Here is a 24894-nt window from a genome sequence, read left to right as displayed (position 1 = left end):
TGAAATGATTCCAGCGTGGACAGTTGAATACGCATCGTTGTTGATTCGAGGGTTGCAGACAACCATCGAAATTCTGTTGATTTCCTCTGTGTTCGGTTTCGTGCTGGCGGTGCTTGTGGCGCTGGCGCGGATTTCGAAAAACAAAGTGATTGCCAAGGTCAGTCTGTTCTATACCAGCGTGACGCGCGGTACACCGTTGCTGATCCAGATCTACATTTTCTACTACGGCCTGGGCAGTCTGTTTGCGCAGTTTCCTCTGATACGGGGCAGTTTTTTCTGGTCTTATCTGCGTGACGGTTACTGGTACATCGTGTTCGCCCTGGTGATATCGGTGGGTGCGTACGTGGGCGAAGTGATTCGCGGTGGCCTGCTGGCGGTGCCCAAAGGCGAAATGGAAGCCGCTTCGGCGTTTGGCATGACTGCGCGTCAAGCTCTGTTGCGGGTGCGTTTGCCTCGGGCGCTGCGCTTGCTGTTGCCAACCTTGGCCGGGGAAACCGTGATGCTGCTCAAATCCACGGCACTGGCATCGACCATCGCAGTAATCGACTTGCTGGGCGCGGCCAACGTGGTGCGGGCCCAGACGCTGCAAGTGTATGAGCCGTTGCTGCTGGTGGCCGGCGTGTACGTCTGCCTGACATTCCTGATCGAGGCGTTGTTTGCGTTTGCCGAACGGCGGGGAACGCCAGTACGCAGGTCCGCATGATGAATAAGCCACTGGTTGACCGCTCGTTGCAAGGCATTGGCCTGTGCACTTTGGGCTACGCATTTCTGTCCTTGCAGGACGCGGGCATCAAGTGGCTGGTGGACGATTATTCGGTGTTCACGATCCTGTTCTGGCGCGCGGTTGTAGTAACGGTCGCTTGTTTGCTGGTGGGCCGCCTGCAATTGGTTCAACGGGCATGGTGCTCGCCCAGTCGGCGTTTGCTGGTGGTGCGCGGCTTGCTGTCGATCGCCGCATGGCTGATGTATTACACAGCGGCCAGGGACCTGACGCTGGCGGAAATGACCACCCTGTATTTCTCGGCACCGATCATGGTGACGGTGCTGGCGACGGTGATTCTCAAGGAGCGCGTCACCGGTTGGCAGTGGTTCACCCTGATTATCGGGTTTGTCGGCGTGGTGATTGCCTGTCGCCCCAATAACATGGCCGATCCGTTACCCATTGTTCTGACGCTGTTGGCGGCGATGTGCTGGGCGTTTACCTACATCCAGTTACGCCAGGTGGATGACCAGACCTCGGTGCTGGAACAGATGCTGATCACCAATGTGGTGTTTGTCATCTGCATGACGGTGGCGTTGCCCTGGACGTACACCCCGACACCAACTCCCGCCTGGTTAAGCATGATCGGCGCAGGGCTGATGGGCGGTATCGGGCAGTTCCTGTTGTTCGCCAGTTTCCAGCGCGCCACCGCGACCGTGCTGGCGCCGTTCGAGTACACCGGGCTGATCTGGGCGTTCCTGTTGTCGAGCCTGATCTGGGGCACGCTGATGGATGTGTCGCTGATGATCGGCGCCGGTCTGATCGCGGTCAGCGGCACCTTGGCGATGATCTTCGGTCGGCACCCGTCACAGGACGTCGTCGGCTCCGAATGCTCCGTGTCGCAGCCCCTTTATCCAGCAGCGGCAGATGTGGAGGCCGTTGGCGGGACTGAAGGTCTCGGGGTTCAGGCACCACTCGATCCAGAGGCCGTCAAGCATCGCCGATAAACCGATGGCGGCGAGGCGGGTGTCGAGGATCGTGAAACCTTCGCTGGCCGCCAGGTCATCGAGCAGCCGGCGCAGCAGGTCGAGGTAGGCACCGTAGCTTTTTTCGTGGGACTGGCTGACGTGGTCGGAGTGGCGGATCAGGCTCCAGAAAACCACCCAGGCACCCAGCAGTTTCGGGTCCATGACCCGCGGTGAAAAAGAACCGACCAGGAATGCATCCATCTTTTGTGCCGGTGTCCCGGCCTGGTGGATTTCGTGGAGCAGGGCAGTGGTGAGTTCACTGGCGAGCTTGTGGTAGGTGTCGGCGATCAGCGCATCGATGCTACCGAAATGGTGATTGAGCAGGCCAACGGACACTCCGGCCTCGGTAGCGATGCGCCGCACGGAAATCCCGGCGTGGCCATCGCGGACCAGACAGCGCAAGGTCGCGGCAACCAGCAGTTCGCGGCGTTCGTCGGGATCGGCGCGGCGGTTTTTCGGGGCGATGGTAGTCACAAAAAATTCCTTGAAGTAGCTGCTCGTTGGCGAGCTTAGTTGAACAGGCGTTCAATCTCCAGTATCGGCAGCGACGATGTTTAACAGTCATGACGGGAGGGCAAACACATGGTCCAGGATGTTTCGTTCGACGTACTCAACAATAACGGCGACGCGGTGCAGGTCGGTGCCTGGCGTTTCGTGGGCGACGGCCATGGGCCGACGGTGCATTTGCAGGCCGGGGTGCATGCTGACGAAATCGCCGGGATGCTGGTCTTGCATCTGTTGATGCAACGTCTTCACGCGGCTGAAGCACAGGGCCGGTTCAAGGGCAGTGTGACCGTGGTGCCACAGGCCAATCCCTTGGGCATCGGGCAGTTTTTCCAAGGGCGGATCCTCGGGCGATATCACGATGCGACCGGACAGAACTTCAATCGCGGATTCGACCGGTCGGCGGCGATGGAACGACCTTCAACCAACGTTCATCAGTGGCAAAAAAAACTGGTGCAACTGGCGGCGTCGGCGGACTTGATGCTCGACCTGCACACTGACGATGAAGCGCTGCCATACCTCTATGTACACCGCAGTTTCTGGCCCCGTGGCCGTGAACTTGCGGCGGCGATGAAGATGGACGTGGCGATCATCTGGGACGACGGTGGCGATGGCTCCTTCGAGGAGACCATCATTGCGCCGTGGCTGCGCGATGGCACCACCGATCAGCACATGGCCGCGACCCTTGAGCTGCGGGGGCAGGGCGACGTCAGTGATCGATTCGCCGAGCAGGATGCCGAGGGGCTGTATGCCTGGCTGTGCGCAAATGGGGTCATCGACGATGCGGTGTCACCGGCTGACTGGCCCGTTGAAGCCGTGGACATGGGACACATGGAGACCATTCTTGCACCGCAACCGGGGGTGCTGATCTTTGAAAAGGAACTGGGCGATGTCGTCGAAGAAGGACAGTGTTTTGCGCGAATCTTGCGTCGACCGGGTGATCCGAGCTCCGAAGTGGTGCTGTTCGCCGAGCAAACCGGGCGCCTGATCACATGCTATCGGGATCGTTTGATTTCCCAGGGCATGGGGGTGGCGAAGTTCACTGGCACTCGCTTGTCGCGGAACTGGAGCGGAGGGCTGCTGGACCCGAACTAGAGCCGGCAGTTGTGGGGCGACGTTCACTACGGTGAATCATACGCCCCGATTTTTGCTCCTTTTACTGTCCGATCGAGAGGTCAGAAGGCACAATCGCACCACCCTTCATCACCACGGGGAGGGTCTCAAGAATCGAAATATCAGCAATCGGATCGCCGTCGACCGCGATCATGTCGGCGTAGCGACCCGCGCTGACGGCGCCTACATCCTCCTGCCAATTGAGCAAGTCGGCAGCGACCACAGTGGCGGACTGGATCGCCTGCATTGACGTCATTCCGAACTTCACCATGTAGGTGAATTGTTTGGCATTCGTGCCAATTGGATAAACACCCGCGTCGGTGCCATAGGCAATCTTCACCCCAGCCTTGACCGCTTTGCGAAATGCCTGACGCTGTACGTCAGTGGTCTCGGTGTTCTTGCGCAAGTAATCCTCCGGCCAGTTTTCCTTGCGACCGACCTCATCGATGTAGTCACCGTTATAGATATCCATCACCAGGTAGGTGCCTTTTTCTTTCGCCATTTTGATGCCTTCGTCATCCAGCAGCGAGGCATGTTCAACAGATTTTACGCCGGCACGGATAGCGGCCTTGATTCCTTCCGCACCATGGGCATGCACGGTGGCATAGCTTTTGTGAATCTTGGCTTCCTCCACCACCGCGCGCATTTCTTCTTCGGTCATTTCCATTTGACCCGGTTCAGTCCCTTCGGCCAGTACCGAGCCGGTGGCCATCATCTTGATAGTGTCCACGCCGTGCTGGAACAGATAGCGGGTTTTCGCTTTCGCATCATTGGCATCACGATAAACCCCGACTCGCATATCCGCCGGAATCTCCACACCTGGCGCAAATCCCGTCACTTCCCCACCACCGCCCGCAACGGTGATGTACGCGCCGACCACGTTCATTCTTGGCCCCAGCACCCGGTTGGCGTTGATCGCATCACGAAGCGCGACATCGGTAAAAGCGCGGTAGGTGCCAAGGTCATGCACGGTTGTGAAACCCGCGCGCAACGTTTGATAGGCGTGTTTCGCGCCCATCAGCGCGACATCCTGAGGCGAATGCAGGAGCGGCTCTGCCACGTTGTTGGTCATGTCCCAATCGGAGATATGCGTGTGCATATCGATCAGACCTGGCAACACGGTTTTGGTCGACCAATCGATGACTTTGCTATTGGCCGCTGGTGCACTCCAGGGCTCCACGGCAACGATGCGCTCGCCCTCCACTTTGATGCGTTGATCGGTCAACACCTTGCCTCGCTCGACATCCACCAGGCGGCCGGCGTGAATGTAGACCGTGTCGGCTTGAGCAGTTAATGCCATCGACGAGAGTGTTACGGCCAACGCAATGCACTTTACTGAAAAGTTTTTCATGTAAGACCTCTTGTTTTGAACGCAGGGACATCTCTTCAAAATAGATCCAGCGGAAACTCTGTGATTATTCTTAGTTGTTTCACGCTGTCACCGGTAAATGCATGCTCGGCATAGCGTACTCGCACGGACAGATTCTTCAGTGCACCCGTTTCAACAACGGTTTTCAGGTCGATATCTCGCTCTATCTGTTTATCTGAATGAGCGAAATAGGCGTATAGGCCCTCCGGGTCGACTTTCTCATTATCGATATCAAACCCATAGACATAACGAAGCCCAAGTGTTGTGTGCAATCCGCCAGTACTTCCGAAGTCATAGGCATAACCGAGCCCTACCGACTTTTCTCCGGGGCCATTGAAGTCCCCATATTGCGAAGAGTTCGCCAGGTAGATGGAGTCCATGTAAGTCCCATCTGAACCCATCAAATAGTCGAACGGTTGACTGCCGTGTATTTTTTGTAAGGACAACGTGTAAGTGTGTGGGCCATTGCCATAAGCGGTCGCTAACGACCAGGTCGTGACATTTATTGCACCGGCCCGGGCCTGCCCTTCATCGAGTGAGCGATAGAGATTGAAATCAAAACTCAGTGTTTGTTCTGCTTTCAGGGGGAAGATGTAATTGGCATTGACGTAGAACTGACGCCACAGATCCTCTGCGCGAGACGCATAAAAGGCAACGCTACCCTCATCGACGGGCTGGTACGTCAACCCGGCGTAGTCCACGTCGCCGGCGTCCACCCCAGCGTACCCGGCCATGAACCCCTCGTTGTGATTTGTGGTTGTATAACCTCGGGAGGAATAAAAATGCCCGATATCGATACTGACCTTGTCGATATCATCACTTAATAATTGAAAGCCCCTTGTGGTCATCGGCATCAATCTTAAGTCGGGCGTTGCGAACACAGGATTATAAGGACGCAGATCGCCATACTTTATAATCGTGCTCGACCATTTCATTTTTACCGACGCATTCAGCGTAGAGGACTCGGTTCTTTCTCCCTCACCTTCGGCGGGGAACATCCCCGTGCCCACGGTGCCACGCCCACCATCCAACTTGTAAGCAGTGTAGGCACTTGCATCAACACCGAATCCGATATCGCCTGGGGTGAAACCGGATTGGTAGTCCAACTGGAAACCCTGTCCCCACCCTCGGGAATCGGGATAATCAGACAATGAGTTTCGATTGAAATACATATTGCGCGCAATCAACTTGGCGGCTCCGCCCTCGACAAAACCTTCTTGGGTTTCGTCAGCCTGTGCTTGCAAAGAACTTGCGGACATCGAAAATATAAACAGACCCAACAGTGGACGCTTCTTCATTGGAGGCCTCTGGGTTTTTATTCTTATTGTTCTATAGACGCGCCTGTACAGCTCAGTGGTAATCAGTCTCCTGAAATCAATCCATACCGAAATGTCTAGAGTCAGCGATCATTTCTGCGGTGAGCAATAGCGTGGGAATTTGGTGAAGCATCGAATTCCATGCCGCTAGCAAAAGCAAAAAAAGAGGGGTGAGGCCGGCCCGACAAAGGCTGGCCTCGTACCGGGCTTAAACGGGTTTGAAGCAATAGGCAGCCAGTTTGTTGCCGTCCAGATCACGGGCATACGCCGCGTAGGCATCCGGTGCCCAGCTACGTGGCCCAGGGAGGCCTTCACACGTACCGCCAGCGGCCAATGCTGCGGCATGAAACGCGTCGATTGCGGCACGCGTCGGTGCCTCGAAACTGACGGTCACACCATTGCCGACGCTGGCGGGTGCGCCGTCAGCCGGTTTTAAAACGAAAAAAGAAGGTGCGTTCTCGCCCCAGATAGAACCGTTGTCTGCGAGGTCTGCGATACGTTTATGGCCAAGTTTGCCCAGCACGTTGTCGTAGAAGCTGCGGGCTTTATTCAAATCATTGGTGCCGACTGTAACGTGAGTAAAGACACTCATTTTTTAGCTCTCTTTGGTAGAAACGAGGTGGGTCGATGTTGGCGCTAAGAATGTGCCCCGTTCATCCGTAATTACAGTGATGTATCTGCATTAATCCCATGTGAAGAGTGCATAGAAAACAGGAGCTGCCGACTGCTATCCATCGAGCCAAGGTTGGCACTATCAGAGGAGCCAGGCGCAGCGACTAGCTATGCGCGCCTCGGCAGATTTGAAGGACTGCTTATGGCTGTGGATTCAACCTGTCGCCTCATTCAGCTGTGGTTCGGCATCGGTGGCGGTATCGATACACAGCGAACCTGAATCCTCCATCCGCGGTTGCCAAGTAACTGGTGAACCAAGTACTGCTGGCCGATGCTGATAATCTTCAAACGGTATTCGATAAAGCCCAATCCAGCGGCACCCTCCAAGCCCTGCTGATGGCCACTGGAGCCTGTCTGCTGGGGTGCTTACTGATCTGGATGACCGCCTCAAGCGTGACCCAGCCGATCACTCGCGTAGCCGGTATGCTCAAGGCGATTGCCAGCGGCGATGGCGACCTGACCCAGCGTTTGCAGTACAGCAAGAAAGACGAGTTGGGCGAACTGGTCAACTGGTTCAACCGCTTTCTCGACAAGCTGCAACCGACCATCACCCGGATAAAGCAAAACACCCTCGATGCCCGCGGCACCGCCCCCGGGTTAATACAGCGGTGTTGACTCTGGGGTCTCTCAATCGAGCGGGTATCCATAAACATAAATGCTCTGAGGTGCCGCGCTTCTGCTGTTCGTTTTCCCCAGCTCATTTTTCCTCTGGTGTTCTGGAGTTTGCGGCACTCAATGAGAGAAACCAGTCGGCATAGGGAGTGTTGGCAACCTTGTGCCTATTGAAATCAGGACTGCCGTCGCCCCACCAAACCGGCCCGCGCTCCCCGAGCGCCACCTTCGCCGTTTGGACGCGCGCCCTGGCCAACTTCAGCTGCCTAGGATCGCCAGAAGCTTTCGCTGCCTTTACCTCACGTCTCCCTGTCATCAGGTCTTTGACCAATTGCTGCCGCACATCCTCAGTCAGCGATGGGTTGCAGCAACGCCACAGCTGCCCTTTGACCACAAAGTAGCGACCGTCAGGAGTCGTCGGATACATGTCGGGAAGTGCTCCGGGTACCGTGGTTTGGCTCGTACTGAAGCGCTATTGGCGCCACCAGAATGGTTTCAGCTGGCAGGCTATACAACACCGACAAATGATAGGATAACTAGGGCTATCACCACTGCCCCAACGATGTAGATGATATTGTTCATGAAAACCACCTCCTTATCTGAATGGGATTTCGACACCAAGGTGCCTAATACAAACGACACTTTCGCTGGCAATTCCGTTCCGTAAACCTAATTCAGATGCTGCGCATCACACCAATGTTCCGTTGCGATATTACAAACCTTTCCTGGTCGCCTAATGTCTATTAATGGACGTTTGCTCAAGTGCGAATCCTGCAACAGATACGACCTAATGAGCAAAATAAACGCACTTACTTCATGCAAATCGGTGTTTGTGGTGTAACGTTAGAATAACAATCACGGAGAGATCTCCCATGTCCAAGCTCGCAGAGTTCCGCCAGCTCGAAAAACACCTAGCTGAACAGCTTCAAGCACTCGAAGCCCTCAAAGGTGACGCGGGCTTGAAGGCTGAAATCGAATTCGAAACAAAACTCCGTGCCTTATTGGCGAAGTACGGCTTCAGCTTAAAAGACATCGTCAACCTACTTGATCCTAAGGCGGGTCGTCGCGCACCAGCTGCTGAGTCGAAGAGCAGCACTCGCAAGCCTCGCCAGGTGAAGGTTTACAAGAATCCTGAGTCCGGCGAAGTCGTAGAAACCAAAGGCGGCAATCACAAAACACTGAAGGAATGGAAAACTCAGTATGGCTCCGACACCGTAGAGTCTTGGCTGGCCAAGTAAGTTGATTTGAGTACAAAAGGGCCCTACGAGGGCCCTTTTTGTTCGCGGGAAGAAGATGCCTTGCCTCGCAGACTGCGATCAAAATGCAGCTGATGATGAGCGGTACTCCATCGGCCATCGTGAGTTGATCGCGCAGCTGGGCTTAATCGAAGAAGCATTTTTGACGTATTGCGTATCAAAAAACCGACTTCTTTCCAACGGCACTCAATTGCCGTTTAAAAGGATGTAAACAGGTAGCTTGCGATCAAACGTGTCTCGTCAATATCTCTGGCGTCATCACTACGATAGGTCGCGTTCCTCAAACGCACAGAAAAGCCTTTAAGCCTCCCCTGAAAGGCGTAGCTCACATCCACATCGCGCTCCCATTCCTTGTCGGTGCCGACTTTCTTCAATCCATCTCCATGGATGTACGCCGTAAAAAAGCTCAAGCCGGGAATGCCCATGGCTGCGAAGTCGTAACCATATCGCAGCTGCCAGCTACGTTCGCCTGCGCTTCCGAAGTCGTGGTATTGAACGTAGTTGGGTAGGTAGGGGTTATTGATGTAAGGAAAGCCCGTAGCCCCGCCCATGACCTGATAGGTCGCCATGACGCTATGCCCATTATCCAGGGCGTAGCCGAGCGCGGCAGCGTATGCGCGGTTATCAACCTCTCCCGCTTTAGCTGCGCCAACATCACGACTTGAGAAGGCACGCAGGTCAGTGGTCAACATGCCTTTCCCGAGGCGCGTGTTGTGTATCAATCCAGCGAACTGCTGACGGTATACGTCATCAAGCTCGCCATAGAAGTACGTTGCACTCAGCTCTGGCGTCAGTTTGTATGTCCCGCCGCCATATCGATAGTTGTCGCCGATACCCGTTGCACGATAGCGACCATCCTTCACAGCAAGGGTGATGTTCTGAAGATCGGTAGAGTCGGGTGTGATCGTCTTATCGAATTGAGCCAGGTTTATGGTCAGGCGATCTATGTCGGTAGAGTTAATCTGCCAGCCTTGGAACGTCTGAGGAAGCAGTCGGCTGTTGTTGTACTGAAGCACTGGAACCTTTGGCAATGACATTCCGTAGCGCAGTGATGTCTGAGATATCTTGAGTTTGGCGCCATATCCTGCTTTTGAGTATTCATCAGCGGCCTCACCGGAAGCTCGTTTGGGGAGGAGGCCGCTACCGGAACGATCTGGACTCGAATCTAGTTTGTAACCTGCGAAGACCAATGCGTCGGCGCCAAAGCCGATGATTCCCGGTGTGTATCCCGATTCATAATTGAGCAAAAAGCCTTGAGCCCATTCTTCTTTTTTAGATACACCAGTTCCTTGACGGTAATCCCCGTTGTAGTAGAAGTTTCGAGCTTCCAAGCGAATCTTGCTGTCAGCAATAAAGCCATCGGCCATTGAGGTGTCGATGGAGAAAAATACAGGTGTGAGCAAAGCAACGTATAAGGCGCGGTTCATTTTTATTATTTTCCTGACGCAGGGAGTCGCTGCTCGGTACTAGACCGAACAGGGACTTTTTTAGAGATGTTGTGATCGATAGAGCTGAGGTTTACGGCTTGGTGGCAAGTTCCTGGGCGAGTTTGTCGCGATCCAGTTCTTTTTCCCACGCGGAGACAACCAGCGCGGCGACACCGTTACCCACCAGGTTAGTCATGGCAAGTCCGGTGCCCATGAAGCGGTGGATACCCAGAATCAATACCATGCCCGCCACCGGCACAAGCGGCACCACCATCAAGGTGCTGGTCAACATGACGAAGGCTGCACCTGACACACCGCTGGCACCCTTAGAGGTGAGCATGGCCACGATGACTAAAGTGAGTTGCTGCGAAAGTGACAGGTCGATGTTCAGCGCTTGAGCGATGAAGAGCACCGACATCGTCAGATAGATGTTGGTACCGTCGAGGTTGAAGGAATAGCCCGTGGGAATAACCAGCCCAACGACGGGTTTGGAGCAGCCCAGACGTTCCATTTTTTCCATGATCTGAGGCAGTACCACTTCCGACGAACTGGTACCTAGTACGACCAACAACTCCTCTTTGATATAAGAGATAAAGCGCAGGATGCTGAATCCACAAATTTTCGCGACTCCACCCAGCACCACAATCACGAACAACGCACACAGGATGTAGAAGCTGCCTACCAGTTTCATGAGAGGGAGGAGTGCGCCAACACCGTAAGTACCGACGGTGAAAGCGATGGCGCCGAATGCACCGATGGCGGAGAGCTTGGCGATGATGTGCACGATGCGAAAGAACACGCCGGACAGACCTTCGATCATGTCGTAAACCGGTTTGCCTTTCTCTCCCATGGCTGACAAGGCGCACCCGAAAAGCACGGAGACCAGCAATATGCAAAGCACGTTACCTTCGGCAAAGGCCTGCACAAACGTCGAGGGAATGATCCCCATCAGAAATTCGACCATGTGCATGTGCTGAGCCTTCTCGGCGAACCCGGTGACCGCCGAAGCGTCCAGCGTATTGACGTCAACATTGAAGCCCGCACCTGGATTGAACAGGTGACCGCCGATAAGGCCAATCAGCAGTGAAACAGTCGAAATGACTTCGAAGTAGAGCAGTGCTTTCCCACCGACTCGACCCACCTTTTTCAGATCGCGCATACCGGCGATGCCGGTGACGACTGTGCAGAAAACCACTGGGCCGATGATCATCTTGATCAGCTTGATGAACGCATCGCCCAGCGGCTTGAGGTCGGCAGCAAAGGTGGGCCAGAAGTGGCCGACGGCGACTCCCGCGATAATCCCGAGAAGGACTTGAAAGTACATCGCGCGATAGAAGGGTGGTTTGGTCTTCACCTTGATGGGAATGGTTACGTCTACCTGAGCAGATGCAGGGCTGGGGTTCATGGCGTTCACTCACTGAAAGTCTTATTTTTGGAGGTGCAGCAAAGGGGTTGCGCTTAGCGTCCGTATAGCTTCATCGGGTTATCGATCAGCAGTTTTCGACGCAGCAGAGGATCGGTACAGAAGTCGAACATCAGATCAACCAACTCGCCGTCGTTGGGCATGTCTTTGCTAATGTTTGGATGCGGCCAATCAGTGCCCCACAGGACGCGATCTGGAGTAATTTCAATGAGTCTCTCGGCGAACGGAACGGCATCGTTGAATGGTCGCCGGCCCACGGATACGCGTTCTGCGCCGCATACCTTGACCCATGCCAACGGGTTTTCCATCAGTTGCTGCAACGCAAGGAAGGACTGCTGCTCGATGCCGTCCTGAGCTTTGACCCTCCCCATGTGATCGATGATGAAAGGGACGGGTATCCGCGCCAATCTGTCCGCATAGGTCAGGATGTCTTGTGCATCAAGGTGCAGGACGACATGCCATCCCAAATCAGCAAGACGATCCACCGTGCTATCAAAGACGTCCAGGTCTGGTGCACCACCCAAATGAGCAACGAAGTTGAACCGCACGCCGCGAACACCTCCAGCGTCCAACTCGGAAAGTTGCTCATCGGTCTCACTACCATCGACAATCGCTACGCCTCGGTACCGTCCTTCACTACGCGCGATGGTGTCCAACATCGCGCGATTGTCGGTGCCATGACAGCTGGCCTGGACAATCACACCCCGAGTGAATCCCAAGTGGTCGTGCAATGCCCGCAATGTTTCAAACGGGGCGTCTGGTGGGGTGTAGCTACGATCTTCGGCATAAGGGAAGTTAGCCGCAGGGCCGAACACATGGCAGTGAGCATCCCAAGCGCCAACAGGCAGCGATTGCTTTGGTTTTTTAGGATTGGAGTCAGGTGCGAGGCAGGTTTTCATCTCGTGTCCTTTAGTCGTTGTTAGCGGAAGCGATAGCCGATGGTGGCCGCCTCCACGCTTTACAACAACCAGACGCAGGCTCTAGCAGTTATGCGGATTTTGCATGCATCTCTTCAGTCTATGCAGATCTCACGAACTAATGACATGGTCTGTTCTGCCAGTCGAGACAGCGGACGCTGCTCAAATGTGGCGATAAACAAATGTGTTTGGATAGATGGATCAACGATCTGCGCCGCTTTCAGGCCTTCCAGTTTTCCGTCTCTATTGGCCAAGGCCGAGCGAAACAATACGCCGTATCCCATGTCGAGATTGATAAGTTCCAATAGCGAAGGGATGCTATCGATCTCCAGGCAAACGTTCAGCTGCACCTCATGCCGAGACGCTTCACTTTCGATGAGACGGCGTATGGAGTGAGGTTCGCTGGGAGTGATTAACGGGTATTGCCCCAAGTCTTTCATCGCTACCTGGGAAGGGAGATTCGAGTGCTGGCTACCGATGAGCATCAACGGCTCTGAGTGAATGTGCTCATATTGCAGTTGTGCGCTGTGGCCGGGATTGAAGAGAAGCGCGAAATCCAGGCGACCCAGCAGCAACCACTCGCGCATCGAATGAGTCAGACCTTCCTTGATCCCTAATATGCAGTTAGGAAAACGCTCACGAAAGGCAGAGACCACTGCCACGGTGTGACGTCGGGAAATACTTGGAGGAAGCCCGACGACTACTTTGCCAGACAACGTATCGCGTTGTTCGCGCAGATCTTCACGAGCCACCTGCACCTGTCGCAAGATGCCTTTGCCATGATCGAACAAGCGTTGCCCAGAAGCGGTCAGCAAGACCCCCCGACCATTTCGCAACAGCAGATGTTCCTGCAGCTCGACCTCAAGCTGCCTGACCTGACGGCTAACGACCGACTGAGAAATGTTCAGTACAGCGGCGGCCTTGGTGAAGCTTCCGAACTCGGCCACCCTTACGAAACATTCGAGCTGTTTTAGATCCATGAGTGCGACTCTGGGAAAAGGCTATGTTACCGCTTTTCCTCTATAGCGCTTTCACGAGCGATTGGACTGCCATACAACGTGTCGATCAGGTTTAACCAGTCGAATGGCTCAAGGTTTGGGTAATCAATATCGGCATCAAGCATGGCATCGACGAGCCCTAGCTGAGCGTTGACGATGGCTTGGCTCATGTTCGGAACAACGTCTACGTCGCGAGCGGTTTTTGCCACTTCCTTCATTTCCTCTGAACGACGCCGACCGTGCTCTGCCACGCGACTGATCAAGTAGTGGGGGAGTGCACCATCCCAACCCATCTGCGGAAAACTCTGGTGCAATGACGCCAGCACCTCGTCCTCAGCATGATATTGGCGAGCGGTGCTCAAGCATTCGGTGGTGAGTGCTTCCAGGCCTTTGATCATGATGCTTCGACACATCTTTATCGCCGACGCTACGCCAATCACCTCAGCCACTACCCGCACGTTCATGCCTAGCCCGCTTAATCGTTCAGCAACCAGGGGAGCGTGTTGGCCGCCTAACAGAATGGGTGTTTTCAAGCGTTGCGGTGGAACCGGCGCCATGACTGCCGCATCGATGTAATCAACGCCATACTGTTGCATCGCTTTAGCTGCCGCGCGCTTGGTAGAGGGCGCGACCGAGTTGATGTCGATGAACAGTTGGCCAGGCCTCATCAGTGGCGCCGCGTTCAGTGCGACTTCGAGTGCGTTATCCGCTGTGACGGCTGAAATGATCCACTTGCCAAGCGTTATCGCTTGAGCCGCACTCTCGCATAGCTGAACGCCACACCGATGAGCGCGTTCCTGCAGTGCTGCTCGTTTGGTGAGGTCTTCAAGGAGTCGATCATAGGCGTAGATCTTCACGTCCAGCGCGGCAAGATCCTGGCCCAGAATGGCACCTGCTTCGCCGAATCCGATCAGAGACAAGGTAGTGCACATTATGATTTCACCGTGTTTTGCCAGACATCGCCAGGAATGAGCACGTTGCCTTCGAACAACAACCGTGCCGTGCGCACCAGCCCGCAACCGGCTAACTGACCGCCAATCAAACGCAGCTCGACCGTAAACTCCCCGGTTGGATGCTCGACAGACAGTTGCATTCGGTCACCCGTTTCCACTTGGGCCAAACTGCTCGCGACTGTCCCTTTAACCTGGCAGGCAGAGGCGACACTGACAGCGCCGAACACCCCGATCGATGTGTGACAGCGGTGAGGAATGAAGGTACGGCTGCAAATGGCGCCTCCATTGCGGGGGGCTGCTATTAGAGACATTTTCGGTACTGTGCGCTCGCGGACATCCCCCAGATTCATCAAGGGGCCCGCCTGCAGCCGGATCGATTCCAACAGCGCCTTGAGCTCGATGTTGGCGTCCAGTTGCTCGGGAGGTTCATCGCCCGTACAACCCACATCAGTGGCCCTGATCAGCACAACAGGCATTCCATTGTCGATACACGTCACTTCAATGCCATCGAAGCGGTCAATGGCATTTCCGGTAGGCAAGAGCGCTCCGCAACTGGAGCCGGCAATGTCTTCGAACTCGACAATCAGTGGAGCGCTGGTGCCAGGAACGCCATCGATGCGGGTATCACCTGCGTACTCGACGATGCGACCTGGTGTGGGGACGTTAGCCACGGCGATCTGGCCAGTATTCATCATGAAAATCCGCACGGTCGTCAGCGATTCGTCTGCGCTGATCAGCTCCCGCTCAATTGAAAAGGGGCCGACACCTGCGAGGATGTTTCCACAATTCTGGCCGTAATCCACTTGAGCGTGTTCGACTGAAACCTGAGCAAACAGATAATCGACATCAGCGTCCGGGCGATTTGAACGACTGATAATGGCGACCTTGCTGGTCAGCGAGTTTGCACCCCCGATGCCATCTATCTGGCGCGCATCGGGTGATCCCATAACGGCCAGTAATACTTGATCACGCAGCTTGCCTTCAGGCGGCAGGTCGTCGGCCAGAAAGTAAGCGCCCTTGGATGTTCCTCCACGCATCATAAGACACGGAATTCGGGTCTGGCGCATGAAAGTCATCCTTGCACGTCAGTGAGGCTGTCGTAATAAGTCAGGCCCCGATCGATGAGCTTCTGACGCATCTCGTAGATATCCAGGCCCAACTCGCCAGCAGCCAGGCGCACGCGTTTCTCCTCTTCGATTCGAGCGCGTTTTCGGCTGGTTTCAAACACGCCGGGTAACTCTTCGCGGCGAACAATGACCACGCCGTCATCGTCAGCCACTACGACGTCCCCGGGCTCGACCAACTGGCCGGCGCAGATGATGGGCACGTTGACTGAACCCAGGGTTTCCTTGACGGTCCCTTGGGCATGAACCGCCCGCGACCATACCTTGAAGCCCATGTCCCGCAGCGTTCGGGTATCGCGTACCCCAGCGTCAATGATCAGGGCGCGTACCCCTCGGGCCATCAACGATGTGGCGAGCAGGTCGCCGAAGTAGCCATCGGTGCAGGGTGACGATGTCGCGACCACGAGGATATCGTCCGGTTGGCATTGTTCGACCGCCACGTGAAACATCCAGTTGTCGCCCGGCGCGACCAACACGGTCACCGCCGTTCCGCTGATGCTCTGGTTCTGCTGAATGGGACGAATGGCAGAATCCAACAGACCTTTACGCCCTTGGGCTTCATGCACAGTAGCCACGCCAAAGCGATCCAGTTCGTCGATCAAAGCCGCGTCAGCACGCGGGATGTTGCGCACGACAATGCCGGTTTTTCCGATCAGTGTGCTCATGCCAGGTTCTCCGTCACCCGTGGGAAGATGCTTTGGTAGCCCTCGGCGTAAACGATGTTTCGGGTAGAGGCGATACCCACATTGCGCTTAGCCTGAACGCCGCGTTGCAGTGCGACGCGTGTGTAGTATTCCCAGAGATGCTCCTGGCCGGCCATGCACTGGATGGCAGCATATTTCTTGTCCCAGACTTCGGTGATATCCAGCAGGACATCTGGGCGCCATTCGCATTGCTCAGGTTGATGGGGTTCGAAACTGTAAACAGGCGGGGCCCCGACAATTTTTTCGCCAGGCTTGTACCCTTCAGCCTGGGCGATAATGCGCGCCTCCTGAGTCAGGTTCATAGCTAGCGGGTGATCGTAGTTGTAGGGGTCTTTGATCGAGTGACTGAGGACGAACTCCGGTTGCACGCGACGAAACACATCGGCCAAACGAAACAGCGTTTCTTTGTCGGCGCGCATCGGGTAGTCGCCGATGTCGAAGAATTCCACGCTCGCGCCAAGGATCTGGGCTGCGGCTTCAGCCTCGCTGCGCCGCGCGGTTTTGACCTTGTCTTCAGACATCTCGCCTTTGCGCCAGAGCTTGGCCGACTCACCTCTTTCTCCATAGGAAAGGCACACGATGTGAACGGCGTGACCTTGTTGGGCGTGCAGGGCGATGGCACCACCTGCGCGCCAGACGAAATCGGCAGAGTGGGCGCTGACGACCAGTGCAGTTTTTGTTTTATTGATCATGGGAGGGCTCTTCTTGCGGCTGTTTGATAGAGCCCACATTCGCATTTGAGGTGGGTGGTGAATAATGCGTTCGGCGATAAGAGGTATGCGTTTTACTTATCGGGATGAGTTCTGCATGCTGTCTGACCGCTTTTTCGAAAACTCGGCAGGTAGACATGCACAGTCTTGAATTGCCCAATCTGATGCAGGTTCGAGCATTCCTTCGTGTTGTCGAACACGGCAGTGTATCCAGGGCCTCCGCCGTGCTTTTCCGGGCTCAGCCCGTCGTGACTCGCGCCATCCTGGCCTTGGAGAAGCGCCTCGGCGCTGCGTTGTTTGAGCGCAACGTCAGTGGTATGCGTCTGACCGATTATGGTGAGCGCGCAGTACCTCGGGCTCGGCGGGCCATGGATGAGTTGCTCGCCGTACCGCCTTTACTCGGGCAGGCGTTGGGTCAGGCCGCCGAGCCGCTTTACTTATTTCAGACCAGGCGCCTGGAAGCGTTTGCGAAGCTCTGCGAAACCCACCATATGCAAACGACCGCCAGCATCCTGGGGGTGTCCCAACCAGCGATCAGTGCAGCTATCAAAATACTTGAGCAGGGTAGCGGCTGCAGCCTGTTTGAACGCACCCCCCACGGCTTGCTGCCGACTCGTCTATGCCTGGCAATGTTGGTGCGGGTACGCCGAGCCCTGAATGAGCTGCGTCACATCGATGCGGACATCGCTGCGTTGGGTGGCTCCCTTCAAGGCGTCGTGCACGTAGGGGCCCTGCCTCTTGGGCGCACGGGGATATTGCCTGAAGCCATAGTGCGCCTGACCCTGGAACACCCTCATGTACGAATCGTCACCAACGAAAGTCCGTTCGACTTGTTGGCCAGCGAACTGCGCGCAGGCGATGTGGATTTTGTGCTGGGCGCTCTACGCCCGTCGGCCTACGCCAGTGACCTGCATAGCGAGGCGTTGCTGCAGGAAGAAATGGTGATCCTTGTACGCCACGACCACCCTTGGTTGAAACGGACGCCAGTCTATGAAGACTTGAGTGCCGCCCGCTGGATCCTGCCTCGTGCCGGTTCCCCGGCGCGACAACTGCTGGAAGCATTTTTTTTTCACATCGGTATCGCCGCACCCAGCCCCGTGATTGAAACGGGCGACCTGGCAATTTTGCGCGGTGTGTTGCTGCGCTCAGACATGCTCGCCGCTGTTTCAGCACACCAGTTGGAGTACGAAATGCTCAGCGGTGATCTTGTTCAGCTGCCGCTTTCCCTAAGCCATACCACGCGGCCAATTGGTTTTATCTCAAGGACGGGAGCGCTTCAATCACCGGCTGCGCAGGCGTTGATGGACAAGATTCGGGAGGTGGTAGGGGAGACAGCGACGAGAATTACACAGTCGACCTGACGCAGATTGGCTGCGGCTTGGCGCCACCATTCGTCAGCAAAGTGCCTTGATCCTTATTGACAGCCAAGCTGTCTGGGCAAATACTCGCCCCAATATTCATATAGATGACTAGATAACAAGGTGAATAAAGTCGATGAATTCTCTATCCAGTGATGTCCGCCTGCCGCTTTACCAACGTTTGCGTGACCAGTTGGCTGAACAGATCGCTAACAATCGCTGGCGCCCAGGAGAGGCTATTCCCACTGAAGCCGCGCTTTCAGCGGAATACCAACTGTCCACTGGCACCGTTCGCAAAGCAGTCGACGCGTTGGTCAGTGAGGGCATTCTGGAGCGTCAGCAAGGCCGAGGAACTTTCATTCGCCGTCCTCAGTTCCAATCATCGCTGTTCCGTTTCTTCCGTTTTCAAACCGCTGCCGGTGTCCGTCAGGTACCGGAGAGTCGCATCCTGTCGATCGAGCCGGTGTCCGCGCCCTCGGCGGTAGCCCAGGCGTTGGGGCTGCCACTCGACGCGCCGGTGATTCGCATTGTTCGTGTGCGTCTGCTCGATGTTCAGCCAGTGCTCGCCGAAGAAATCTGGTTGCCCCGCAACCGCTTTCAGCCGCTGTTGGAGATCGACCTGAGTCGCAAAGGGCCGCTGTTGTATCCGATCTATGAAGAGGTCTGCGGTCAGGTCGTCGCCTCGGCCGAAGAAACGCTTACCGCTGAATCGGTGAATGACGTGCACGCGCGATTGCTGCAACTCCCGATCAACAGCCCGGTGGTGGTGATCGAGAGGCTGGCGCGTGATTACGCCGGTACGCCGCTGGAGTGGCGTCGTTCTCGCGGGCATGCCGAGCACTTCCGTTACAGCGTGGATATTCGCTAACCCGTGCCTGGGTAGCGGATCGTCAAGCGGCGAGGCGCTCGCCGCTGGTTTCATTGTCTTGTTTTTCATGACTGGCCCCGTAGCGGCGCGGTTCGCTCTCGGCTGCCTCACGTTCCACCTATAAGGATAAGAATCATGTTTAGCTGGTATCGCCAAGTCACTCCTCGGGAGCGCAAAACGTTTTGGGCCTGCTTCGGTGGATGGTCGCTCGACGCACTGGAAGTACAAATGTTCGGCCTGGCGATTCCGGCGCTGATCGCCGCATTCGCCCTGACCAAGGGTGATGCAGGGTTGATCAGCGGAGTCACGCTGGTCACCTCGGCCATCGGCGGCTGGGTAGGGGGGACGTTGTCCGACCGCTACGGCCGGGTGCGAACGCTGCAGTGGATGATTTTGTGGTTCTCCTTTTTTACCTTTCTGTCGGCGTTTGTCACCGGGTTCCATCAGTTGCTGATCGTCAAAGCACTGCAAGGCTTCGGTATCGGTGGTGAATGGGCCGCTGGCGCGGTACTGATGGCCGAGACGATCAACCCTAAATTTCGTGGCAAGGTGATGGGCTCAGTGCAAAGCGCTTGGGCCGTGGGTTGGGGCCTGGCGGTTGGGGTATTTGCGCTGATTTATTCGTTCGTGCCGCAAGACATGGCCTGGCGTGTGATGTTTCTCGTTGGTTTGCTGCCATCGTTCCTGATCATCTGGGTACGGCGTAATGTCGAGGAGCCCGACAGCTTCCAGCGCCTGCAAAAAGAAAACGCAATCCCGCAAAGTTTCTTCAAATCCCTGGCCGGCATCTTCCGCCCAGAGCTAATCCGCGTGACGCTGTTCGGTGGTCTGTTGGGCCTGGGTGCGCACGGTGGTTACCACGCGGTGATGACCTGGCTACCAACGTTCCTCAAGACTGAGCGCAATCTGTCCGTGCTCAACTCTGGCGGCTACCTGGCGGTGATCATCTTCGCCTTCTGGTGCGGGTGCGTGGTCAGCGGGTTTTTGATCGACCGTATTGGTCGTCGCAAAAACATCGTGCTGTTCGCGCTTTGCTGTGTCGTCACTGTGCAGAGTTATGTGTTCCTGCCGCTGACCAATACCCAGATGCTGTTCCTGGGGTTCCCGCTCGGCTTTTTCGCGGCCGGTATTCCCGCGAGCCTTGGCGCACTGTTCAACGAGCTGTACCCAGCGGATGTACGCGGTGCCGGTGTCGGTTTCTGCTACAACTTTGGCCGGGTGCTCTCTGCAGTATTCCCGTTTCTGGTCGGTCACATGAGCGACTCCATGTCCTTGGGTTCGGCGATTGGCATCGACGCAGGGATTGCCTACGGCGTGGCGGTGATCGCGGCACTTTGTCTGCCGGAAACCCGTGGACGCAGCCTCGAAGCTTCGAGTGCATCGGTGCCAGCAACGGTCAACGGCAACGAGAGTGCCCGGGCCTGATGCCCTTTACCTTCTATAGATGAACGCTATGACTGACACCTGTTATACGCCGATCACCGGCATCGACTCCCATGCTCATGTGTTTAGCCGTGAGCTGAATCTGGTCGGTGCACGGCGCTATACCCCTGATTACGACGCCACGCTTGAGCAGTATCTGACGCACTTGCACGCTCATGGTCTGAGTCATGGCGTATTGGTGCAACCGAGCTTTCTCGGCACCGACAATAGCTACTTGCTGGCGGCGTTGAGGCAAGCGCCAGATCAGTTGCGAGGCGTGGTTGTGCTGGAACCAGGCATCAGTCGCGCCATGTTGAATGACATGGATCACCTGGGCGTGGTCGGCGTTCGCTTGAACCTGATGGGGAAGGCGTTACCTGATTTTCGTAACAGTGCCTGGAGAGAGTTTTTCAGCCACATTGCTGATCTTGACTGGCATGTCGAGTTGCATCGGGAGGTAAAGGATCTGCCGGGACTGATCCATCAATTGACGCCGTTCGGTTTGAAGTTGGTGATTGATCACTTTGGTCGGCCGGATGCCAATTCGGGCGTCGATCAGCCCGGGTTTTGCGAGTTACTGGAGTTGGGATCGAAAGGTTCGATCTGGATGAAGGTATCGGGAATCTATCGTTTGGGAGGTACGCCGCAACAGAACATCAATTTCGCTCGAATGGCATTACCGCTGCTGGAACAAAGTTTCGGCCTTCGCCAGTTGGTGTGGGGCAGCGACTGGCCGCATACGCAGCATGAGCAAAGCATCGGTTTCAGCACCGTAGTCGATCAGTTGCAAGCCCTGGAGTGTTCGACGCAGGTTAGCTATTCGTTGCTGGTGCAAGTCCCTCGAGGGTTATTCGGTTTTGCAAAAGGCGAAAGCTGAAACTTACGCCTGCATTTGCAGATGACCATTCATCTCACCCATTTAAACGAATACATACAGAACGTTCGAAGTGCGACGTTGCAGTAAAACCTATCGTGCCTCATCGAGAAGTTCTGTGTAATAGCAGCATATTCCAATTACAAGAGAGTAGATTCCATGAACACGTCATCCAATGCCGAAGTTGAAAGCACCCAAACGATGTTTGGTTTATCGCGTGTGCCGACAGGCGTTACGGTTTCAAACTTCTCTTTCAATTCTGAGTGCAGTTTGGGCGCCAGCCCAACCGAGATCCTTTCATGACTTCCTTAGATATAGACCTCTTACTGACCGCATTGGTGAGCGTCCTGGTGCTGGTGGCGCTCATCGTGTCGCGTCTCAAAATGCACCCGCTCCTGGCCTTGCTAGTAGTTTCCGTTGGCGTTGGCTTTGCAACCAGTATGGAGCCAGAAGCCATCGTCTCCCACTTGATCACCGGCGCCGGAAAGACACTGGGAGCAGTAGGGGTCGTAATCGCGCTTGGAGCGATGCTAGGCAAAATTCTTGCTGATGCAGGCGTCACAGAGCAGGTCGCCGAGGTCATCCTCAAGCGAACATCGGATCGGATGATACCTTGGGCCATGATGATGGTTGCATTTGTAATTGGCATTCCCATGTTTTTCGAGGTGGGCTTGGTGATCATGCTGCCGCTGATATTCAGCGTGGCGCGAAAGCTGGAAAGCCAGGCTCGCTTCAAAGGTTCAGCGTATGTGTATGTCGGTGTTCCGGTGATTGCGGCACTTGCAGCCATGCACGGGATGGTACCGCCGCACCCTGGCCCCTTGACGGCCATCGCCGCGCTCAAAACCTCGGTTGGGCCCACAATGCTCTATGGCTTCCTTGCGGCTATTCCTGCAATGATTTTAGGCGGCCCGCTTTATGGCGCATTCATTTCGCCGCGCATGAGCACTCGGCCCGATCAGGTTTTGCTAGATCAGTTCACCCTAGCTGAAAAAGCCGACGATCAACCAAGCACCAGCGTATGCCTTGGCGTGCTGGCCGCCTTGCTACCGGCGATCCTGATGCTGATTCATGCCGTCGCTGAGATGGTATTACCCAAGGGCAATGCGATCCTGAAGATGGCTAGTTTCTTGGGCAATCCCCTGATAGCCATGCTCCTAGGTGTGCTGTTTGCAGGGGCAAGTCTGGTACTCGCGCGGGGCGGCGATGCGGGGCAGTTGCGCGAATCCCTGGGCAAGAGCCTCAAGCCAATCGCCTCAATCATCATGATCATCGCCGGCGGTGGTGCCTTTCAGGAGCTGCTGACCAGCGCCAAGGTGGGCGATGCCATTGTGCACCTGACTCAGCAGTCTGCGTTCCCTCCGCTGATCTTGGGTTGGTTGATCGCGATGTTGCTCTCGGTATCTACCGGTTCTGCCACTGTAGGTATCGTTGGTGCTGCTGGCTTGCTGGCGCCGCTTGCAGGTGCTGATCCCAGCCTCAACCTGCCTCTGCTTGCCTTGTCCATAGGCTGCGGCTCGCTGTTCTTCAACTATGCGAACCATGCGGGCTTCTGGATGGTGAAGGAATCCTTCGGCATGACTATGGGCGAAGCCACCAAGACCATTTCGGTGGTTCAATCCATCGTAGCCGTGGTCGGTTTGATTGTGGTGTTGATGTTGAATGCGGCTGTCACGGTGATTTGAGTCAGGATCTGTTCGCAGGTAGTAACCCTGCCCGAGCGAGTTAGCCGAGGGTGGGAGATATAGTTACGTTCCACAGGGTGTTTTACCATCGAACTTGAATGCTCAGTGTTCGCTGGCACCCGTAAACCACGCATGTTTAAGGTCTATAAAAACCCTCATACCGGCGAAGTGGTAGAAACCAAAGGCGGAAACCACAAAACGCTGAAAGAATGGAAAGCCAAATATGGCTCGGACAAAGTCGAGTCCTGGCTGACCAAGTAAGTTGATTTGAGTACAAAAGGGCCCGAGAGGGCCTTTTTTTCTGTGTGGATTTATTCAAAACCGGTCTTAACTTGCTCACTAATAAGTTGGGCCAGTATCCGCACCGGTTCGGTAAAGCTCTGTCGAGACCTGTGTACGAGCCCGATATCACGGTGGAAGGTGTGCTGTCCGAGATCGAGCGCTCGTACACCTACGGGCCATTCCTGATGGGTTGCTGTCTGCGGCACCAGCGCTACACCAACGCCATTTTCCACTAGCTTGATGATCGCCTCTAATTCATCCAGCTCGCAAACCTCCCGCAAGGTGAAATGCATCTGCCGAAGGAAGCGATCCACCTGCCTGCCCCCGAAGGATGATCGGTCGTACCGAATGAAGGGTTGGCTTGAAAGTAGTTCTGACCAATCTTCTCCCGGCACGTCGCGCGGGACGATCAGCCGGTAGGGCTCAAGCGCCAAGGTCGTCCAGCGCAGGTCACTTTGAAGGGAGAAGGGCGGGCGAATGATGACGGCCATGTCGATTTCGCCCGCGTCTACGAGGTTCACCATCTCCATTGAAAGCCCCGGGATGACACGTGTGCGGCACTGCGGACACTGTTGGTGAAACTTCGCCAGCGCATCGGGCAAATAGGAACGCTGCACGGATGCGATCGCACCGATGTTGACCAGTACGCTGGGAGGCTCGCCCAGCGTAGTGGAGCCAAGATTGTCGTAAAGCCTGAGCAGCTCCTGCGCCTGCAGAAGTATCTGATGACCCATCTTGTTGAGATGGGCTGAGCGTCCTTTCCTGTCGAAAATTTCAAAACCGAGCTCGGTTTCCAGGCGCTGGATTTGCGCGCTCACGGCGGCCTGAGTCAGGCCGATCTTGTTGCCGGCAGCGGCGAATGTGCCTTCCCGCGCCACAGCAATGAGTGTCTTCAGTTCTTTGATCATTCACAAATATTAATTGTGTTTCTAAGAAATATATATTGATTTTTATGTTTGGTTTTCCGTCCTACGATGTTTCCCATCCCCGGCAACGGCTAAATCCAGAGAGCCAATGACGGTGGAAATGTTCGCCAACCAACAAAAAATATTTGGAGTTCTGATGAGCCTCTCGCCATTCCACCTCGCGATCCCTGTTTACAACCTGGCTGCAGCGCGCACCTTTTACGGTGAGGTCTTTGGTCTTGAAGAAGGGCGCTCCAGCACGCAATGGGTCGATTTCGATTTTTATGGTCACCAACTTGTGATTCACGAACATCCAAAAACCGCTTCGCAGGAAAGCGTCCATAGCAACCCGGTCGACGGACACGATGTTCCTGTTCCGCACTTCGGCATCATTTTAGGTTGGGAACAGTGGGAGGCACTGGCCGAGCGTCTGAAGTCGTCTGGTACCGAATTCGTGATTGAACCGTACATTCGATTCAAAGGCCAAGTGGGCGAGCAAGCCACCATGTTTCTCTTTGATCCGTGCGGCAACGCTCTTGAGTTCAAGGCTTTCAAGGATATGAGCCAGCTCTTCGCCAAATAACAACACCCATGGCACAACAGCGTTGTGCCATTTGGTCTCAAGTGAGCTGGAAGCTCATGACTCTAGCAACTGCGAATAGACGCAGACCTTT

Annotated in this window: 23 protein-coding genes and 3 pseudogenes; 12 read left to right on the top strand and 14 right to left on the bottom strand. The window is 55.5% G+C overall.

The window, feature by feature from the left end; all coding sequences use genetic code 11:
* Nucleotides 1-4: 4 nt before the first annotated feature.
* Complete coding sequence (locus tag JFU47_RS06205) at nucleotides 5-703, top strand: ABC transporter permease subunit (RefSeq protein ID WP_201181848.1); 699 nt, start codon at nucleotides 5-7, stop codon at nucleotides 701-703.
* Nucleotides 703-1707: a DMT family transporter gene (locus JFU47_RS33055; RefSeq protein ID WP_242485082.1), complete on the top strand. Its 1005-nt coding sequence runs from the start codon at nucleotides 703-705 to the stop codon at nucleotides 1705-1707. The genes JFU47_RS06205 and JFU47_RS33055 overlap by 1 nt, the downstream gene beginning before the upstream one ends.
* Here the strand turns inward: JFU47_RS33055 and JFU47_RS06200 are convergent.
* Nucleotides 1663-2202: pseudogene (locus tag JFU47_RS06200) on the bottom strand (TetR/AcrR family transcriptional regulator); the annotation flags it as partial. The gene JFU47_RS33055 and the pseudogene JFU47_RS06200 overlap by 45 nt on opposite strands.
* A gap of 108 nt (nucleotides 2203-2310) precedes the next feature.
* Here JFU47_RS06200 and JFU47_RS06195 point away from each other — a divergent pair.
* Nucleotides 2311-3327, top strand: coding sequence for a succinylglutamate desuccinylase/aspartoacylase domain-containing protein (locus tag JFU47_RS06195; protein WP_201181845.1), 1017 nt, complete (start codon nucleotides 2311-2313; stop codon nucleotides 3325-3327).
* A 61-nt stretch (nucleotides 3328-3388) separates the two neighbouring features.
* On the opposite strand, the gene JFU47_RS06190 is transcribed toward JFU47_RS06195, so the two are convergent.
* The 3 genes from JFU47_RS06190 to JFU47_RS06180 all read right to left on the bottom strand — a co-directional run bounded on the left by JFU47_RS06190 (nucleotide 3389) and on the right by JFU47_RS06180 (nucleotide 6622).
* Nucleotides 3389-4696, bottom strand: coding sequence for a Xaa-Pro dipeptidase (locus JFU47_RS06190; protein ID WP_242485081.1), 1308 nt, complete (start codon nucleotides 4694-4696; stop codon nucleotides 3389-3391).
* 35 nt (nucleotides 4697-4731) lie between these two features.
* Nucleotides 4732-6012, bottom strand: a complete 1281-nt coding sequence (locus JFU47_RS06185; RefSeq protein ID WP_201181843.1) for an OprD family outer membrane porin — start codon at nucleotides 6010-6012, stop codon at nucleotides 4732-4734.
* A 226-nt stretch (nucleotides 6013-6238) separates the two neighbouring features.
* A complete protein-coding gene (locus tag JFU47_RS06180) occupies nucleotides 6239-6622 on the bottom strand; it encodes a VOC family protein (RefSeq protein ID WP_201181841.1) in 384 nt (127 codons plus the stop codon).
* A gap of 326 nt (nucleotides 6623-6948) precedes the next feature.
* Between JFU47_RS06180 and JFU47_RS06175 the strand changes: the two are divergent.
* Nucleotides 6949-7293: pseudogene (locus tag JFU47_RS06175) on the top strand (HAMP domain-containing protein); the annotation flags it as partial.
* Between the two features lie 106 nt (nucleotides 7294-7399).
* On the opposite strand, the gene JFU47_RS06170 reads toward JFU47_RS06175, so the two are convergent.
* The gene (locus JFU47_RS06170) at nucleotides 7400-7741 is read right to left on the bottom strand and encodes a hypothetical protein (protein ID WP_201181839.1); all 342 of its coding nucleotides are present in this window, start codon (nucleotides 7739-7741) and stop codon (nucleotides 7400-7402) included.
* A 445-nt stretch (nucleotides 7742-8186) separates the two neighbouring features.
* Here JFU47_RS06170 and JFU47_RS06165 point away from each other — a divergent pair, with 445 nt between their 5' ends.
* Entirely contained in the window at nucleotides 8187-8552 is a 366-nt protein-coding gene (locus JFU47_RS06165) for a histone-like nucleoid-structuring protein, MvaT/MvaU family (RefSeq protein WP_201181837.1), read from the top strand.
* A 215-nt stretch (nucleotides 8553-8767) separates the two neighbouring features.
* Here the strand turns inward: JFU47_RS06165 and JFU47_RS06160 are convergent, their stop codons facing one another.
* From JFU47_RS06160 to galB, 8 genes are all read right to left on the bottom strand, one after another.
* Entirely contained in the window at nucleotides 8768-9997 is a 1230-nt protein-coding gene (locus JFU47_RS06160; protein ID WP_201181835.1) for an OprD family porin, read from the bottom strand.
* A gap of 91 nt (nucleotides 9998-10088) precedes the next feature.
* Entirely contained in the window at nucleotides 10089-11402 is a 1314-nt protein-coding gene (locus JFU47_RS06155; RefSeq protein WP_201182282.1) for a dicarboxylate/amino acid:cation symporter, read from the bottom strand.
* Nucleotides 11403-11455: 53 nt separating this feature from the next.
* The gene (locus JFU47_RS06150; RefSeq protein WP_201181834.1) at nucleotides 11456-12319 is read right to left on the bottom strand and encodes an amidohydrolase family protein; all 864 of its coding nucleotides are present in this window, start codon (nucleotides 12317-12319) and stop codon (nucleotides 11456-11458) included.
* Between the two features lie 113 nt (nucleotides 12320-12432).
* Nucleotides 12433-13317, bottom strand: coding sequence for a LysR family transcriptional regulator (locus JFU47_RS06145; protein ID WP_201181833.1), 885 nt, complete (start codon nucleotides 13315-13317; stop codon nucleotides 12433-12435).
* 26 nt (nucleotides 13318-13343) lie between these two features.
* The gene (locus JFU47_RS06140) at nucleotides 13344-14255 is read right to left on the bottom strand and encodes an NAD(P)-dependent oxidoreductase (protein WP_242485080.1); all 912 of its coding nucleotides are present in this window, start codon (nucleotides 14253-14255) and stop codon (nucleotides 13344-13346) included.
* An 11-nt stretch (nucleotides 14256-14266) separates the two neighbouring features.
* Complete coding sequence (locus JFU47_RS06135) at nucleotides 14267-15355, bottom strand: 4-oxalomesaconate tautomerase (RefSeq protein ID WP_201181832.1); 1089 nt, start codon at nucleotides 15353-15355, stop codon at nucleotides 14267-14269.
* A gap of 5 nt (nucleotides 15356-15360) precedes the next feature.
* Complete coding sequence (locus JFU47_RS06130) at nucleotides 15361-16077, bottom strand: 4-carboxy-4-hydroxy-2-oxoadipate aldolase/oxaloacetate decarboxylase (protein ID WP_201181831.1); 717 nt, start codon at nucleotides 16075-16077, stop codon at nucleotides 15361-15363.
* Nucleotides 16074-16808 carry a 4-oxalmesaconate hydratase gene (gene galB, locus JFU47_RS06125; protein ID WP_201181830.1) on the bottom strand — a complete coding sequence of 245 codons (735 nt, stop codon included), beginning with the start codon at nucleotides 16806-16808 and terminating at the stop codon, nucleotides 16074-16076. The genes JFU47_RS06130 and galB overlap by 4 nt, the downstream gene beginning before the upstream one ends.
* A 155-nt stretch (nucleotides 16809-16963) precedes the next feature.
* Here galB and JFU47_RS06120 point away from each other — a divergent pair, with 155 nt between their 5' ends.
* From JFU47_RS06120 to JFU47_RS06095, 6 genes and pseudogenes are all read left to right on the top strand, one after another.
* On the top strand, nucleotides 16964-18187 hold the full coding sequence (locus JFU47_RS06120) for a LysR family transcriptional regulator (RefSeq protein ID WP_201181829.1): 1224 nt from the start codon (nucleotides 16964-16966) through the stop codon (nucleotides 18185-18187).
* Nucleotides 18188-18320: 133 nt separating this feature from the next.
* Complete coding sequence (locus tag JFU47_RS06115; protein ID WP_201181828.1) at nucleotides 18321-19052, top strand: GntR family transcriptional regulator; 732 nt, start codon at nucleotides 18321-18323, stop codon at nucleotides 19050-19052.
* 135 nt (nucleotides 19053-19187) lie between these two features.
* Nucleotides 19188-20477: an MFS transporter gene (locus JFU47_RS06110; protein WP_201181826.1), complete on the top strand. Its 1290-nt coding sequence runs from the start codon at nucleotides 19188-19190 to the stop codon at nucleotides 20475-20477.
* Between the two features lie 28 nt (nucleotides 20478-20505).
* A complete protein-coding gene (locus tag JFU47_RS06105) occupies nucleotides 20506-21351 on the top strand; it encodes an amidohydrolase family protein (RefSeq protein ID WP_201181824.1) in 846 nt (281 codons plus the stop codon).
* A 296-nt stretch (nucleotides 21352-21647) separates the two neighbouring features.
* Nucleotides 21648-23033, top strand: a complete 1386-nt coding sequence (locus JFU47_RS06100; protein ID WP_201181823.1) for a GntP family permease — start codon at nucleotides 21648-21650, stop codon at nucleotides 23031-23033.
* A gap of 114 nt (nucleotides 23034-23147) precedes the next feature.
* Nucleotides 23148-23294, top strand: a pseudogene (locus JFU47_RS06095) (histone-like nucleoid-structuring protein, MvaT/MvaU family); the annotation flags it as partial.
* 50 nt (nucleotides 23295-23344) lie between these two features.
* Here JFU47_RS06095 and JFU47_RS06090 read toward each other — a convergent pair.
* Complete coding sequence (locus JFU47_RS06090) at nucleotides 23345-24223, bottom strand: LysR substrate-binding domain-containing protein (protein ID WP_201181821.1); 879 nt, start codon at nucleotides 24221-24223, stop codon at nucleotides 23345-23347.
* A gap of 154 nt (nucleotides 24224-24377) precedes the next feature.
* Between JFU47_RS06090 and JFU47_RS06085 the strand changes: the two genes are divergently transcribed.
* Entirely contained in the window at nucleotides 24378-24803 is a 426-nt protein-coding gene (locus JFU47_RS06085) for a VOC family protein (protein ID WP_201182278.1), read from the top strand.
* Nucleotides 24804-24894 lie beyond the last annotated feature (91 nt).

Origin of the sequence: Pseudomonas sp. TH39(2020) (assembly GCF_016650715.1) — a bacterium.
Classification (GTDB): domain Bacteria; phylum Pseudomonadota; class Gammaproteobacteria; order Pseudomonadales; family Pseudomonadaceae; genus Aquipseudomonas; species Aquipseudomonas mandelii_C.
Note: the sequence above shows the minus strand (reverse complement) of the source record. Positions and strands in the feature narration are given on the sequence as shown.

Bases quoted from the DNA above. Each gene is read 5' to 3' on its own strand.
- JFU47_RS06185 (WP_201181843.1), bottom strand. From the start codon at position 6,012: ATGAAGAAGCGTCCACTGTTGGGTCTGTTTATATTTTCGATGTCCGCA.
- JFU47_RS06120 (WP_201181829.1), top strand. From the start codon at position 16,964: ATGCACAGTCTTGAATTGCCCAATCTGATGCAGGTTCGAGCATTCCTT.
- JFU47_RS06165 (WP_201181837.1), top strand. From the start codon at position 8,187: ATGTCCAAGCTCGCAGAGTTCCGCCAGCTCGAAAAACACCTAGCTGAA.
- JFU47_RS06085 (WP_201182278.1), top strand. From the start codon at position 24,378: ATGAGCCTCTCGCCATTCCACCTCGCGATCCCTGTTTACAACCTGGCT.
- JFU47_RS06160 (WP_201181835.1), bottom strand. From the start codon at position 9,997: ATGAACCGCGCCTTATACGTTGCTTTGCTCACACCTGTATTTTTCTCC.
- JFU47_RS06135 (WP_201181832.1), bottom strand. From the start codon at position 15,355: ATGCGCCAGACCCGAATTCCGTGTCTTATGATGCGTGGAGGAACATCC.
- JFU47_RS06195 (WP_201181845.1), top strand. From the start codon at position 2,311: ATGGTCCAGGATGTTTCGTTCGACGTACTCAACAATAACGGCGACGCG.
- JFU47_RS06145 (WP_201181833.1), bottom strand. From the start codon at position 13,317: ATGGATCTAAAACAGCTCGAATGTTTCGTAAGGGTGGCCGAGTTCGGA.
- JFU47_RS06150 (WP_201181834.1), bottom strand. From the start codon at position 12,319: ATGAAAACCTGCCTCGCACCTGACTCCAATCCTAAAAAACCAAAGCAA.
- JFU47_RS06105 (WP_201181824.1), top strand. From the start codon at position 20,506: ATGACTGACACCTGTTATACGCCGATCACCGGCATCGACTCCCATGCT.
- JFU47_RS06170 (WP_201181839.1), bottom strand. From the start codon at position 7,741: ATGTATCCGACGACTCCTGACGGTCGCTACTTTGTGGTCAAAGGGCAG.
- JFU47_RS06190 (WP_242485081.1), bottom strand. From the start codon at position 4,696: ATGAAAAACTTTTCAGTAAAGTGCATTGCGTTGGCCGTAACACTCTCG.
- JFU47_RS06115 (WP_201181828.1), top strand. From the start codon at position 18,321: ATGAATTCTCTATCCAGTGATGTCCGCCTGCCGCTTTACCAACGTTTG.
- JFU47_RS06100 (WP_201181823.1), top strand. From the start codon at position 21,648: ATGACTTCCTTAGATATAGACCTCTTACTGACCGCATTGGTGAGCGTC.
- galB (WP_201181830.1), bottom strand. From the start codon at position 16,808: ATGATCAATAAAACAAAAACTGCACTGGTCGTCAGCGCCCACTCTGCC.
- JFU47_RS06180 (WP_201181841.1), bottom strand. From the start codon at position 6,622: ATGAGTGTCTTTACTCACGTTACAGTCGGCACCAATGATTTGAATAAA.
- JFU47_RS06110 (WP_201181826.1), top strand. From the start codon at position 19,188: ATGTTTAGCTGGTATCGCCAAGTCACTCCTCGGGAGCGCAAAACGTTT.
- JFU47_RS06090 (WP_201181821.1), bottom strand. From the start codon at position 24,223: ATGATCAAAGAACTGAAGACACTCATTGCTGTGGCGCGGGAAGGCACA.
- JFU47_RS33055 (WP_242485082.1), top strand. From the start codon at position 703: ATGAATAAGCCACTGGTTGACCGCTCGTTGCAAGGCATTGGCCTGTGC.
- JFU47_RS06155 (WP_201182282.1), bottom strand. From the start codon at position 11,402: ATGAACCCCAGCCCTGCATCTGCTCAGGTAGACGTAACCATTCCCATC.
- JFU47_RS06130 (WP_201181831.1), bottom strand. From the start codon at position 16,077: ATGAGCACACTGATCGGAAAAACCGGCATTGTCGTGCGCAACATCCCG.
- JFU47_RS06205 (WP_201181848.1), top strand. From the start codon at position 5: ATGATTCCAGCGTGGACAGTTGAATACGCATCGTTGTTGATTCGAGGG.